A 15890-nucleotide genomic window follows, 5' to 3' on the forward strand; every position below is an offset into this window, starting at 1 on the left:
GTAAAGGTATCTTTTGATCATTTTTTTTGGTGGTCGGTTTTGTTGATTTGGGTTGCTATTTTTTGAGTTAATTAGATCTTGAGGTTAGGTGGCAATTCCGATTTTTGAGAACAGCAGGAACAAAAGAATCATCAGGAGGATTAACAGGCCATTAAACCAATGTCGGTTTTTCCATGGTTTTAAATCTACGACCTGTTTATTTTGTGCTACATAATCGTTTTGCATGGGAAACATTTTTCCAATGATGAGCATAATTGCAATAGTCAGCAGGAAGAGAATGGTAAGGATGTGTAGAAAATGAATACCGGTATCAAAGACCATTTGTGTGAGTATATAACCGCTGAAACAGAATGCTAATCCTATTTTGGCGGCAATTGGGGGAACTTTTTTGGTCACAAAGCCTACAAACATAATGCTGAAGATTGGGATGCTGAACGCAGCATTCATCTTTTGCATAAAGGTGTAAAAATTGCCATTGGAGAAGAGGAGCAATGGGGCGATAAACATCGCCAGTAAAGCGGCAAACATTTCAAATCTTCTAGAGTTTTTCAATAAATCCTGTTCAGAAACAGGTTTGCCTTTTAGCTCTTTAAAAGGTTTATATAAGTTTAGGATAAATAGCGTACTTGCACTGTTGAGTGCCGGGGAAAAGGAGGTAATGGCGGCACCAAGAATAACGGCGGCAATAAAGCCACTTAACATCGGAGGAGACACGTCGCTGACGACCCTTGAAAAGGTTTCTGTGGTGTTGTGTAAATTGCTGTAGAGGTGAACAGCAATGATTCCTGGCAAAATAAACAGCAATGGGCCGAGCAACTTACCTACGCAGGCCAGTGCAATTCCCTTCTGACTGGTTTTTAGATCGGCTGAAGCTAGTGCTTGCTGGACGATCACCTGTTCAGTACCCCAATAAAATAGGTTCATCAGGATCATGCCCGTAAATATGGTAGAGAAGGGAACCGCATCTTTAGCGCTACCTATGGAATTGAAATGCTCAGTTTTTGAGGAAAGGATCGTATGTATTCCAAGTAGTGGATCTCCATTTCCGATATGCCTTAGGCCAAAATAAGCCAGTAAAAGGGCAGCGGTAAACATGAAAACCCCTAACACCAAATCGGAAATCACAATGGCTTTTAGTCCGCCTAAAATGGAATATAAGCTACCGATCAGGCCAATGCACCAGATCAGTATCCAGATGCTGTTTCCATAGCTGATGTTCCAGTGGTCAGAGAAGTGAAAGACCCCATTGAGCGCCACAGCGCCACTGTAAAGTACAATTGGCAGTAGATTGACAACATAACTGATCAGGAAAAGTAGGGAGACCAATTTTTTCGTTGCGGAATCATATCTGCTTTCCAGGAAATCCGGAGTGGTAGACATGGCACCTTTTAAATAGATGGGGATTATAAACTCTGAAACCAGCACCATAGCAAATACAGAGCTGACTCCCCAAGCCATGACAGACATATTATTCACGTACACAGATTCACTGTTCCCTACAAATTCAGCTGCGCTGATATTCGTAAAGAATAGCGCAGTACCTACAGCGGTAAAGGTTAAGCTTCTGTTAGCCAGAAATAGACCTGCAGCAGTCGTGATCTTTTGCCTCCTGGTTTTAAACCATGAAATCGCTCCAACAAGAAAAGTGATCAGGATAAAGGTGGACAGGGCAACAACGTTCATCTTTGCAAGATTTTATAATGATTTTCTTCTAATCAATACCGTAGGGATGATCTCCTGTACTTTTTCCTTTTTTAAGATGGCCTGCGCCACTCTTCTGCCCATTAGGGAGAAATCGGCCGAATAAGTCGTGATCCCTCCGGCAATGATTTCTTTAACCACTTCGTCGTTATGAGAGAGGATACCAATGTCTACGCCTGGCTGTAATTGTTTGACTTCACAATCTTTCAATATTTTCCAGATTTCAGAATTGTCCAGGGTAAAATAAACCTTTCCTTTTTCTACACTACCGGGCTCGTATTCGTTTATGATCCGGGAATTAATCTTAAAGTCTTTAGTAAATCGTTTAAAAGCTTTAATGATCTCGACAGGATCCAGGGAGCCTGGTACATGAAAGAATATCAATTCATCAAAAGTTCTGATCGTCTCTGCCAATTCGGCAAGTATATTATAGGTGGATTGTTCAAACTCCTGGCTGACGTAATTAAACTCGCCCTTCATCGGTTCATAGCGGTCAAACATGATGAATTTGTTGATGGGGAGCAGCTCTAATAAGTGTTTGGTCTTAGGGTGTGGGATAGGTGAAACCACATAGACCCCATATTTCCCTTTAATCATGTGGAGCATGGTCTCGAACATGGTAATGTTACCGTGGTGAAAAAACACGTCGATATGTACGTTTGGCCCAAGTTCATGGCGTAGGTTTCTATAAAACTGCTCCTGAAAGGAGTCGATAAGGTACATCAGTAGCGCCACTTTCAGGGTTTGCTCAGTATCCTCATTGGCTACAAAATACCCTTGTCGGTTTTTAGACTCCACGATACCCCGGCTGATTAGCTCCCGGTATCCTTTCATAATGGTTTCTCTTGCAAAGCCAAGTTCCTTAATCAGCACATTTATGGATGGTAATGCTGCTCCCTGAGCGATGATTCTCTCTTCAATTGCATTGATGATGCCCTGCACAAACTGTTCGTGTTTGGAGTAAGAAGGGATCGTTTCGAGCTCTCGTATCTTTTCAAAAATGGTGGTCATATATGGTAGGGTTGGTCTGCACTAGTCTATAAATAGATTGGTTGTTGTGCTGGCTTTTTTACAAGGTAATAAATTTCAGTTAATCAGGAAATTTGAAAATAAATTTAAATCGTGAATGGATGGGTTATATGCTCATTATTCTGCGTTTAATGGCTTGAATAGGCTTAAATCATTAATGTGTGGATTGATGGGATTTTGTTTTTTTTCTCTGATACTCAAATTGTTCTTGCAATTGCAAAAAAAGTTCGTTTATATTTATGTCATAATAGAACAGTGTAGACTAGACTAGGTAGTTTGCGCTCATATTGTCAACCAAACCAAACCAAATATGAACTTAAAATTTACTATTCCTAATTTGGGCTATCCTGATTTGCTCGGGAAAAAGCTCCTCCTTTTACTCCTCTGTTTAGTTTTCTATGCGCCGGCTTTTGCCCAGCAACAATTGGTTACCGGAAGGGTAACGGAAAAGGGACAAGGCTTACCAAATGCAACTGTTCGGGTAAAAGGAACCCAGACAGGTACCAAAACTGATCCTGATGGGAAATTCAAAATTACGGTTTCGGAAAATGCCGTGTTGGTTTTTAGTTACATCGGATTTGCGGATCAGGAAATACCTGTGAAAGGAAAGAAGCACCTGGAGGTGCATATGGCAGAAGATTCCGGATCGGGCTTGAATGAGATTGTGGTGGTCGGCTATGGAACGAAAAAGAAAGCGAATCTGACCGGTGCTGTTTCCACCATTAGTGGTACAGAACTGGCAAAATCACCGGCCACGAATCTGACTAATTCTATTGCAGGACAGGTTCCTGGATTGATTGTAAATTCAAGAGGCGGAGAGCCGGGTAATGATAATGCAGATGTGTTTGTTCGTGGGAAAAGTACTTTAGGTAATTCCGGAGCTTTAGTTGTGATTGACGGAATCCCTGACCGGGCAGGTGGCTTTGCCAGATTAAACCCTGCAGACATAGAATCATTCACCGTAATTAAAGATGCAAGTGCAGCGATTTATGGGGCAAGGTCTGCAAATGGGGTTATTTTAATTACCACAAAAAGAGGGAAGACCGGACAGCCGGTATTGTCGCTGGGAACAAACTGGGCTACCACTGAGCCTACCCGTGTACCTAAAATGTTGAGTTCTTATCAATACGCACAAGCAACCAATGAATATGATGCTTTGCTTGGACAACAGCAGACCTGGAAAGCAGAAGACCTGGAGAAATTCCGTGATGGATCGGATCCTTTAACGCATCCCAATAGTAACTGGTGGGATGCAGTGATGAAAAAACGTGCACTTCAGCAAAACCATATCATGTCGCTAAGTGGAGGAACAGATAAAGTGAGTTATTTTCTATCTGCTCAACATCAGAAACAAGATGGAATTTATAAAGGAGATGCCGCTTATTACAAGCAAGATCAGGCAAGAGCCAATATTGATGTGAAGGTTACGGATAATTTTAAGATTGGCGTGGATGTGGCTTACCGTAATGAATTTCGCAACGCAGCAAAGCGCGGTTATGATGCAGGAGGTATTTTTAGAGAGCTGTGGCTTGCCTATCCTTATCTTACACCCAGATATCCAAATGGATTGGTGGGGGTAGGTATTGGAGGTGGTCCTGACAACAGCATGATCTATGTCACCTCAGGTGAAGCAGGATACCAGCGCTTTACTACGGATTACCTGCAAACCAAAGCTTCTTTTAACTGGAAACTGGATAAAGTGACCAAAGGCTTGTTTGTAGATGGTTATTATGCTTACGATCTAACAAATTCTAAAACTAAATCTTTTACCAAAACACCACCTCCGGCTTATAGATATGATGCGGGAATAAAAGATTATGTAGCTGTTCCCTCCGCTATAACGCCTTCTTTGTTTGAGCAAAGAGGAAACATCAATGAGGGATTACTCAATTTAAAATTAGGCTATTCAAAAGCCATCGGTGACCATGCTTTTGATGCTTTTGTAGCTTTTGAAAGCTTCAAAGGAAATACTGATATTATTAATGCTTCCAGAACTAATTTCCTGAGCAATAGTTTGGATCAGTTGTTTGCAGGAAGTTTGGTTGGACAGCAAAATAATTCTGCTGCCGCAAAATCCGCTCGTATCAATTACATCAGTCGTTTATCTTACAACTATAAGAGTAAGTACCTGGTAGATTATACCATGCGTTATGATGGTTCACAAAACTTCCCGGAAGGAAAACGTTATGGGTTTTTCCCAGGAGTTTCCGCAGGATGGCGTATCTCTCAGGAAGATTTCTTTAAATCAGATGTTGTCAATGAATTGAAGTTAAGGGCTTCATGGGGAAGAACCGGTAATGACATCGTCAATGCCTTCAACTACTTACAAACTTACTTACTGGGAACCGGCTATGGTTATTCATTGGGCTCTTCTGCATCGCAGGTGACTTCATTAGTTCTTGGACCAACACCTAACCCTAACATTACCTGGGAATTGGCAACCACTACAGATGTGGGCTTAGAGTCTCAGTTTTTTAAAGGGAAATTGGGTGTGAATATCGATCTGTTCAGGTCTATGCGTTCCAATATTCTGATCACCAGAAGCGAGTCTGTTCCTGGATATACCGGCCTGACTTTACCCAATGAAAATTTAGGAAAAGTGTTAAACAGAGGGATTGAGCTGGAGGTTACCCACCGCAATAACATTGGAAATTCCTTCGCTTACAATATCAGAGGGAATGTCACTTTTGCCAGAAATAAAGTGATTTTTATGGATGAGGCACCAAATATCCCTGCTTATCAACGTAAAACAAATATCCCTATTGATTCCTGGTTCCTTTACAAATCAGATGGTATTTATCAAAACCAACAGGAAATAGACAACAGTCCGCATCCGGCAAATACAGCGCCTGGTGATATCAAGTATAAAGATGTAAATAATGATGGTTTTATCAACGACCTGGATAAAGTGAGAATGCCATTGGTACGTACACCAGAGTTGATGTTTGGACTCGCGTTAGGTGCTTCATGGAAAAATATTGATTGTTCAGTTTTCTTTCAGGGACAGGCAAGAGCAAAATCTTATCTGGCGCCAGCAGGTTTAAATATGGTGACCGAATTTTTTGAAGAGCGCTGGCAGAATCCAGGTGATCACAGCTATCCAAGGAATTTTAATGGGCCAACAGGCAGAACATTTGGTGTAAATACCTTACAATCCGATTTCTGGCTTAGGGACGCTTCTTTTGTAAGGTTGAAAAATGTGGAGTTTGGCTATAGTCTGGCAAAATCAGTGACGGAGAAATTAAAGATTCAAAACGCAAGGATCTATGTGAGTGGTTCCAACCTGTTTTCTATTGATAAATTCGGTCCTTCCTTCGATCCGGAAGTATCCAATAATTCAGGACAATACTATCCGCAACAACGCGTGATCAATATTGGTGCAAACATTACATTCTAACCATTTATCAAGGATATCATGAAATTGAATATAAATAATTTTAAAATAAAGGCTGCTGTTTTACTGGTTCTTGCAGCATTGACTTTAGGTGGTTGTAAAAAGGCACTAGACCTCCAACCACTAAACGCTTACACGGAAAAGGATGTATGGAAAGACCCGAAATTAGCTCAGGTATTTGTAAACAGTATTTATGACCAAACCGTACTGGCTTATCCCGATGGTGGTTTTGGTTGGGGAGCGCAAACGGATGAGCTTTATGGGAACTTTAACTGGAAAAACGAGAACCTTTATGTTAGGGGAGAAGCCACACCTGATAACCAGAGTTCAGGTTCTTTGAACCATTGGAATAAAATGTATGGATCTATCCGTTATAGCAATATTTTCTTTAGCAAAATTGACAATATCAGTGGTGCTGATAAAGTGGTGAATATCATGAAAGGTGAAGTCCACTTTTTAAGAGCATTGGCTTATTTTGAACTGCTGAAAAGATTTGGTGGGGTACCTTTGATTACAAAGGTTTACGATGTAAACGACAGAACTTTTACGGAGAAAAGAGCAAACTGGACGGAGACCAAAGATTTTATCAAGGCTGAAATCGCAGAGGCGATAAAGCTGTTACCCGCAGTATATACCAGTGATAATGATAAAGGCCGCGCAACGATAGGAGCGGCAATGGCCTTGAAATCAAGGTTGTTGTTGTACGCTGCAAGCCCGTATTACAATAAAGCAAACGATAGGGCTTTATGGGAAGAGGCAAAGGTGGCCGCTAAAGCGCTGATTGATTTTACCGGAGCAAACTATGCGTTGTATGGAAATGCTGCAAATGGCACTTACAATAAAACCTTCCTGGATTTCTTTAATTCCGAGATTATTTTCTCCAGGGTGTATAGTGGCTTAGTTATGGCTGATCAATACAATACGGTGAGCAGAGATTTAAGCCCAAATGGCTACAATGGTTATAGTTCATATAATGTGCTTCAGCAGATGGTAGATGATTTTGAAATGGCTGATGGCACCAAATTTAGCTGGAACAATCCAGATCAGGCCAAGAACCCTTATGAGCATAGAGAACCTAGATTTTACGCCAGTGTTTTAGCAAATAACCAGCAGTTTAAAGGCAGGTTGACCAGTTTTTATGAGGGAGGAGATGACTCTCCACAAAGTCCATATTCTCCATGGAATGCTTCTAAAACAAGATACTGCGTGAGGAAAATGGTGAATGAAGCACACGATTGGAACGTTCAGGAATATGATGCAACGCAATGGGCGGTTTTTAGGTTATCAGAGATTTACCTGAACTATGCAGAAGCCTGTGCCGCATTGGGTGAAGATGGGGATGCCTTAATTTATCTGAATAAGATCAGAACGGAAAAAGCGGGTATGGGGACTGTTAGTGCAACAGGACCTGCGCTAATGGAGAAAATCAGACATGAACGTCGGATTGAACTCTGTTTTGAGGGGCATCGTTATTTTGACATCAGAAGATGGGGTATTGCCGAAATAGGTTCCGAAGACGCGAAAGGTGTCATTATAAAAAAGCAACCAAACGGATCATTTACTTATGAGTTGATGACTGTTCAGGAGCGTACCTGGATTCCTTCTTTTTATTATTACCCAATTCCAAGGACGGAAATACAGAAAAATCCTAACTTAATCCAAAACCCGAATTACAATTAAATTTATGACCAGGTAGGTGTTGTCATCAATTCCAAATGACCCCTGCCTGGTTTTTTACACTAATAATCCTTATAAATACCAATTTGTTATGAAGTTTACCCCAATCAGGCACCTATTGTTTTTGCTGCCCTTACTCTACAGTTTTGTTGATGTTCATGCCCAGGATTTACGCTGGCATTTGGTGAAGAATGGAGGTATAGCATGGACGCTTAAAAAGGGAGATGCGGCGCATACCGATCAGATTGAAATGAGTGGGAAACAGATCTCTGCAATCCTTACTTATGGGGTAAATGATCAAGGGAGTTTAGTCTTGAAAAGGAAGCTGGTTTTTCCTATGCTCAGGACCATTCCAAATAATACCAGAGGAACATTGATCAGAGATTTCGATCAGCCAATTCCGACGATTTCTATTGATGGAGTGGCTTTGAATGAGCAACCTGTTGCATTTGCCTTCAATGGATCAATCAAAGTACGGTCTACTACTGCTGGTGTAAATATCGTTCGTGAGCTATTTCCATCAGTCAACAAGCCTGCATTTATTGAACAAGGTACTTTTAAAAATAAGAATGCCAAGGCAGTTGAAATTACCATTCCTGAATTTGAACACACCGATAGCACCAAACAGAATAAAGGTGTTTACGGAATTTACGTGTTGAATACGAAGATCTATGGTGCAGGTCGGTTTAGTTTAAAACCAGGTGAAACACTAGTGTATTCCGTAGTTTATTCTGCAAGAAAAGTGACCGATCAACCTTATGAGTTTTCGTCTGAATACGAGGCGATTCAACGCAGGAAGCTCATTAGCGATATCACTAAGAAACTCGTGTTAAAGACGCCTGATGATACCTTGAATCAGATGTTCTCTTTTGCAAAAATCCGGGCTTCGGAAAGTATTTTTGATACGAAAGGAGGATTGCTTCATAGTCCGGGAGGAGGAGATTACTATGCTGGGATCTGGGCAAATGATCAGGCCGAATATATGAATCCCTTGTTCCCTTTTCTAGGCAATGCGGAAGGAAATCAAAGTGCGATCAATAGCTTCAGAATGTTCGCTAAATACATGAATGCAGTTTACAAACCGATTCCAAGCTCGATCATCGCAGAAGGCGATGGCATGTGGAACGGGGCTGGTGATCGTGGTGATATGGCGATGATTGCTTATGGTGCATCCAGATTTGCCCTAGCTTATGGAGATACGGTGGAGGCTAGGAAATTATGGCCCTTAATTGAATGGTGTCTGGAATTTTCAAGAAGAAAGAAAAGTAAGGATGGCGTTATTGCTTCGGATTCAGATGAGTTGGAGGGAAGGTTTCCTGCGGGAAAAATTAACCTGTCTACTAATACACTCGCCTACGGTGCTTTGGTCAGTTCTTCAGATTTAGCCGCCTCTTTAGGTGATAAAACGACTGCTGAAAAGCTAGCCTTAGAAGCTGCAGCCTTAAGAATCTCGATTGAAAAGTATTTTGGTGCGAAAGTTCAGGGCTATGACACTTATCGATATTATGATGGAAACGATAAATTGAGGTCATGGATTGGGATGCCCTTAGTAATGGGCATGTATGAAAGAAAAGAACAGACTGCAAAAGCACTTTTGTCCAATCATTTGTGGACTAAAGACGGTATGCTCAGTGAGTCCGGATCTAAGGTATTTTGGGACCGGTCACTTTTATATGCCGTTCGTGGTTTGTTTAACGCAGGAATTACGGATACCACATTGAAATATTTTAAATATTATACAGACAAACGTTTGCTTGGCGAACATGTTCCATATGCGGTAGAAGCCTGGCCGGAAGGAAACCAACGCCATTTATCAGCAGAAAGTGGCTTGTATTGCAGAGCGATCACAGAAGGCCTTTTTGGCATACAACCCAAAAGCTTTAATTCCTTTTTATTGCAGCCACATCTTCCGGCAGATTGGAAGGAGATGTCGTTGGAACACATCAGTGCTTTTAACGAGGATTTTGGCATTAGGGTACTCAGAGCAGGCAAGCAACTGAAAATTATCATCACACAAGCTGGTGGTAAAAAACAAGAAATTAACTGGACTGGCCGTAAGGCAGTAGAAATAACCTTAAATTAAACACATGAAAAGAGTACTTTTTTTATACCTCCTGATTTACTGCTGTAATAGCGTTTATGCGCAGCAAACCGGAGTAACTTTTAAATCATCAGATCCGGCATTACAGACTGCTTTTGTCAGGGCAAAAGAAATGGCTTTAAGCTATAAAGGTAAACCGGCTGATCCGGTAGGGCCATGGTATGAATCAGCATTGCCACCACGATCCGCATTCTGTATGCGTGATGTGGCACATCAAAGTATCGGCGGCGAGATTTTAGGCCTCCAAAAGGAGAACAAAAATATGTTTCGACATTTTGCGAAAGGGATTTCTGCCTCAAAAGACTGGTGTTCTTTTTGGGAAATGAACCATTTGGGGAATCCGGCTCCAGAAGATTACCGAAATGACAAAGCGTTTTGGTATAACCTGAACGCAAACTTCGACCTGATCACTGCCAGTTGGAAACTGTATTTATGGACGGGTGATGAAGAATATATTAAGGGCGCTGAATTTGCCAACTTCCATGAAAAATCTGTGACTAAATTCATTGACAGCTGGGTGTTACAGGCGGACTCACTGTTAACCAGACCGACCCATCCAAATGCACCTGTTCCTTTTAATGTGAAAGATGCATTTAACAGGTGTCGCGGTTTACCTTCTTATTCCGAAGGGGTTCCGAATATTAAAATGGGCGTAGATTTGGTGGCTGCATTATACAGCGGGCTGACTTCTTACGCGAACATGTTGGACCTAAAAGGAGAAAGTAAAAAAGCAAAATTATACAGAGAAAAGGCTGCAACGTACCAGAAGAATATTGATGCTCTTTGGTGGAATGATACCGCCTCACGATACAATACTTTTTATTCCGATGACCATAAATTTGGTCTGGATGAAGGAGAGACATTTTTATTGTGGTTTGATGCCTTGAAAGCAGGGGAACGAAAAGACAAGACCATTCAGCATTTGTTGTCTAATAACTGGAATGTTGAAAATCTATCTTATTTTCCATTGATTATGTATCAAAATGGGCATGCGGATAAAGCTTATGATTATATGTTGCACTTAACCGATCCCAGCACGAAGAGAAGAGAGTATCCTGAAGTATCTTTTGGTGTAGTGAAAGGATTTACAGAAGGTTTGATGGGAATGGAAGCAGATGCCAGGCTAAATCGCATCAGTACTTTGTACCGCGGAAAAAGCGGAAGTAATTCGGAGCTGAAGGATGTGCCGGTATTGAATACACTCGTTACCATAAAACATGATGGGAATAAAAAATCAATACTGACCAATAATGGCGCAAAGAAAATTCTTTGGCAAGCTAAATTTATCAATGACCAAGGGAAATTGGTGGTTAAGAAAGCCGTTTGGCTGCAACCGAAAGCTTCCAAAGAACTGAGCTGTATTTAGTTTTAATTTATGCTATTTAACAACCGTTGCTCAGGCAGCGGTTGTTCCCTGCGAGGTTATTGACTACCTGAATAATTGCCAATTTTATTTATTCTCCGGTAAACTAAAGGTGACATCCCCATTACCTTATTAAAAATTCTTGAAAAGTAATAGGGATCAGGATAGCCGATGCTTGCTGCAACAGACTTAATACGAAGATCTGATAGCGCTAAAAGCTGACAAGCCTTCTGTATTTTCAGCTGTATAAAATAATCGATAGGAGATATGCCTGTTCTTTTTCTGAATAAGTTTTGAAAGTGTGAAACGGAATAGGAAAATTCATCTGCCATGTCCTTAATTGTTAGTTTTTGAGCAAGATTGGCTTGCATATAATTAATAATCTTATCTGGGAATTCAAGATCAGTAATGGTGGTTAATTCATTGGTTTTCTTTGGGAATAGAAAGTTGGCAATGAAATAGTAGAAGGTTAAATTGGCATAAATCAGGTTCTCTTCACTGTAGCCTTTTTCAAAACAATTGTACATCATATTCCATAGCTTTATTTTATGATCATCATAGGGGATGGTTCTCGGAATGAGCAAGTCACCTACTGATAGGGTTTGGTTTAAATAGGTTAAATTATCTCCTATGAAATGAACCCAGTATATAGTCCATGGATCTGAGGGATCCGAAGCATATTGGGAATGAAGGTCCGTTGCCGGAAGTATGAAAAACTGATTCGCCATCACGTTATGTTTCTCTGTTCCAATGCTAAACCATCCTTTGCCTGCTGTACAATACATGAGGATGTGATCGGTACAGCCTTTAAGTCTGCTGCGATAATGTCCCTCTGCCTTAGGAAAGTAGCCTATATGCGTGATGTATAGTAAATTTAATGCAATCTCATTTTCATTTTTACGCTCATACAAGGATTTTGGAAGGCTAATCAGCTTTTCACCGTTAAAGCCATGTCTCTTCTTTTTAACCAATTTCATGTCTTTTTTTAAATGGAGGTCTTGTGTTTTTCTTTATCCTAAATTATCACCTTTTGGCATTTTCTGCAATGAACTATGCTTTTGTTTTAATGGATTATGCGAGGATACCTCAGGATAGTGTTTTAGTCCATCCTTTTAATTTAATAGTCTATTTTTTTTTGCTAAAAAGAGCTATATCTTCAAGTTATTAATGCTAAAGATGAGCGTGTTGCTAAAAGCAGGTGGAAGAGGAGCGTAGGGATGAATTAAAAAATGATAAAGTTTAATAATGCTAAATAACCTAATGATAGTCTATTGTTTGAACTTCTAAAAACCACCACAATGAGCAGAAAACCAACTTAAACCAATTCCCTTTATTGTATGAGCACATAACAGTACCAGAAGATACCGTTATGTGAAATTTTCCTTCATGACAACATCTTGCAAACGGGTGATGAAGGGATGTTATGGTCTCAATTTTTATCCTGAAACTAACCAAATATATGAAATATTATCTACTAAAAACCAGGCCTTTTCCTAAGGCGCTGAGGAGGCTATTGTGCCAGATTCCGCTAGGAATGGTCATGAGTGGAGTAGCTTACTGCAGTTTCGGTAACGCAAAACTGAGCTTGAATGCACAGCTCCATACCTCTTTTAAAAATAGAAACAATCAATTGAAATTCCCCGGAAATCATCAGAATGTCAATGTATCCGGAACGGTATTAGACGAAAAAGGATTGCCGATGGTGGGTGTCAGTATTCTCGAAAAAGGAAGTAAGAACAGTACAAAGACTGATGCGAATGGTAATTTTAAACTAGCCGTAGGGAGTAACGAATCCATTTTATTGGTCAGCTACATTGGTTTTCTGCCTCAGGAAATTCGGGTTGGGGACCGTAAAAGTATCACGATCAGGTTGCTGGAAGATGTGGGGAAGCTGAATGAGGTTGTCGTAGTTGGATATGGTACTCAAAGTAGGAAAGACGTGACAGGAGCAGTGTCGACGGCTAATCTAAAAACGTATGAGCATGTACCGGTAAACAATATTTTGGAATCTGTTAAGGGGACCCTTCCCGGATTAAATGTTGGTTCCATAAATACTGCAGGCCAGGTCGCTTCAATTTCTATTCGGGGTACAAATTCAATAAATGCAGGGTCAAATCCATTACTTGTAGTGGATGGAGCCATTTTTAGAGGTACACTTAACGATATTCCAGCGGCCGATATAGAGAGTTTTACCGTATTAAAAGATGCAAGTGCGGCGGCAGTTTATGGATCGCGTTCGGCCAATGGGGTCATCCTAATTGAAACTAAAAAGGGGAGTGGGATAAATGGGAAGCCCAAATTTGGGGCTTTACTCAACTATGGTTTTAGCAATGAACTGGAACACCTGAAAGTATACGATGCGCCAGGTTATATACAAAGGATGCTGGACATCAGACAGGCAAATGGTCTTGAGGCTGATCCTAATAAAATTGCCATTTACCTGCAAAATGAAGAGCAAAAAAATTACAATGCAACACCGGATCATCAACCCACATTAACAGATCCTTACAGCTTATTTCGTCAGACAGGGCAATCGATAAATGCTACCCTTAGTATTTCTAATAAAACGGATAAAACGCAATATTATATTTCGGGTAATCTTATTGATCAGAAAGGTGTAATTGTCAATGATTTGTATAAACATTATTCCGGAAGGGTTAATCTGGAAACCGATTTAACAAATTGGTTAAATGTCGGGGTAAAAAGCTATTATAGTCTTAAAAGTTATCCTGGCTCAACTATATATGGATTGAGTACGAATGCCAGTGGCAGTAGTCCATACTGGTTTAGTCCGTATGCTTCACTTTATAATGCCGATGGCTCTTACTTGCAATTTCCGCAAACCACCACTTCATTTAACAACCCTTATTGGCAGATTGCAGACGACAGTTATAATAGACAAAATAACCTGAATGGAATTCTTACCGCGAGGGTGAAAATTCCATGGGTTAAAGGTCTTTCTTATAATTTGACTTATTCAAATACACTCAATAATAATGAAACCGGTTCTTTCTATGGTTTGCATACCGTTCTTGGATCACCTAAAGCAGGTTCAGGTGATCAGGGTTACTCACGCAGTTATACCACATTACTCGATCACCTGCTTAAATATAACCATACCTTTGGCAAACATAACCTTGATGTAACAGCACTTTATTCTACTGAAAATTATAGTGCTATAGGGATGACTACACACGGAGAGGGCTTTGATGATACTTCTCTTGGTATATATGGTTTAGGGAAAGCAAAACTCCAAACTCTGGGTTCATCGGCTTCGAAAACAGCTGCAATTGGTCAGATGGCACGTGTTACTTATAATTATGATAACAAGTATACCATTACAGGAACGATACGTAGAGATGGATTCTCTGCCTTTAGTGAAAACCATAAATATGGAACCTTTCCATCAGTTGGTGTCAATTGGAATGTATCCAATGAGAAATTCATGAAAGGAATTGATGCTATTGATCATCTTGCCTTGCGTGCTTCTTATGGTAGCAATGGAAATCAATCTATTGCGGCTTATGGTACCCTGGGAAGAATGGGTAATGGCAAATACTTTTACGAAGGGAATAGCTCTTATACACCAACACAATTTGTAAATAACCTGGGAAATAGCGACCTGAAGTGGGAGTCTACTGTTGGCTTAAACCTGGGGCTTGATTTTTCTTTGCTTAAACACCGGATAAACGGTACAGTTGATTGGTATTCAAAATATACCCATAATCTTATTTTTCCATTAGAGTTACCTTCTACTTCGGGTTTTGGTAGTATCAGTTCAAATCTTGGTAAAATTGGGAATAAAGGTATTGAATTGAGTTTAAGTACCCTGAATATTGACAGTAGAACCTTTAAATGGAGATCCGATATTGCCTTCTCTTTAAATAGAAATAAAATCATCAGTATTTATGGGAAAGACGAAAACGGGGTTGAAAAGGATCTTATTTCTCAAGGCTATTTCATTGGTAAATCACTTGGGACGATTTATAGTACTAAGGTAACCGGAATGTGGCAACAAGCAGATTTGGATAATGGTACCATTATGAAAGGAATGGCACCCGGTACTTATCAGCTATTGGATGTGGATGGTGATGGTAAGATTACTTCCGATAAAGACCGCGTATTTTTAGGGAATTCTAATCCGAATTTCCGCTGGAGCTTTACGAATACCTTTGAATATAAAGACTTTTCTTTGATGGTGTACATCTATTCTATCTGGGGTGGGAATGGGTATTTCCAGTCGGGTAGCAATACGCCATACAATGATCCATATGCTAACAATGCAGCTATAAATCATCCGGTTTATGATTATTGGACCCCTGATAATCCAGGTGCCATGTTCCCCCGTCCCAACTATGCGAATGCGGCTGCTTATCGCGGAACAAAATATCTTGACCGCAGTTTTATCAAACTGCAGAAAATGTCACTAACCTATAACCTGACGAAATTTGTGAAGCAATATGGTATTCCAGGCCTAAGTCTGTCTGTTAGTGCCGATAACTTATTGACTTTTGCACCACATTGGGTAGGTATGGATCCGGAGACGAATAATGGGATAACCGATAGTTCTATTCCATCCATCCGAACATTTATGACTGGTCTATCATTTAACTTTTAAAATCGAT

General features: G+C 40.4%; 8 protein-coding genes. 5 read left to right on the top strand and 3 right to left on the bottom strand.

Annotated elements, in window-relative coordinates; genetic code table 11:
- Positions 1-84: 84 nt before the first annotated feature.
- Positions 85-1683, bottom strand: a complete 1599-nt coding sequence (locus tag GM920_RS01485; protein WP_182952840.1) for a solute:sodium symporter family transporter — start codon at positions 1681-1683, stop codon at positions 85-87.
- A gap of 12 nt (positions 1684-1695) precedes the next feature.
- Positions 1696-2712 (bottom strand): GntR family transcriptional regulator, encoded by a 1017-nt coding sequence (locus tag GM920_RS01490; protein ID WP_182952841.1) that lies wholly within the window; start codon positions 2710-2712, stop codon positions 1696-1698.
- A gap of 328 nt (positions 2713-3040) precedes the next feature.
- Here GM920_RS01490 and GM920_RS01495 point away from each other — a divergent pair, with 328 nt between their 5' ends.
- The 4 genes from GM920_RS01495 (at position 3041) to GM920_RS01510 (ending at position 11268) form a co-directional block, all read left to right on the top strand.
- Positions 3041-6127, top strand: a complete 3087-nt coding sequence (locus GM920_RS01495) for a SusC/RagA family TonB-linked outer membrane protein (RefSeq protein ID WP_182952842.1) — start codon at positions 3041-3043, stop codon at positions 6125-6127.
- A gap of 18 nt (positions 6128-6145) precedes the next feature.
- A complete protein-coding gene (locus tag GM920_RS01500; protein ID WP_182952843.1) occupies positions 6146-7804 on the top strand; it encodes a RagB/SusD family nutrient uptake outer membrane protein in 1659 nt (552 codons plus the stop codon).
- 88 nt (positions 7805-7892) lie between these two features.
- A complete protein-coding gene (locus GM920_RS01505) occupies positions 7893-9884 on the top strand; it encodes a hypothetical protein (protein WP_182952844.1) in 1992 nt (663 codons plus the stop codon).
- Between the two features lie 4 nt (positions 9885-9888).
- Positions 9889-11268, top strand: coding sequence for a trehalase family glycosidase (locus GM920_RS01510; RefSeq protein WP_182952845.1), 1380 nt, complete (start codon positions 9889-9891; stop codon positions 11266-11268).
- Positions 11269-11324: 56 nt separating this feature from the next.
- Here the strand turns inward: GM920_RS01510 and GM920_RS01515 are convergent, their stop codons facing one another.
- Positions 11325-12242 (bottom strand): AraC family transcriptional regulator, encoded by a 918-nt coding sequence (locus GM920_RS01515; protein ID WP_182952846.1) that lies wholly within the window; start codon positions 12240-12242, stop codon positions 11325-11327.
- Between the two features lie 482 nt (positions 12243-12724).
- Between GM920_RS01515 and GM920_RS01520 the strand changes: the two genes are divergently transcribed.
- Positions 12725-15883: a SusC/RagA family TonB-linked outer membrane protein gene (locus tag GM920_RS01520; protein WP_182952847.1), complete on the top strand. Its 3159-nt coding sequence runs from the start codon at positions 12725-12727 to the stop codon at positions 15881-15883.
- Positions 15884-15890 lie beyond the last annotated feature (7 nt).

The organism is Pedobacter gandavensis (assembly GCF_014172405.1).
GTDB classification, from domain to species: Bacteria; Bacteroidota; Bacteroidia; order Sphingobacteriales; family Sphingobacteriaceae; genus Pedobacter; species Pedobacter gandavensis.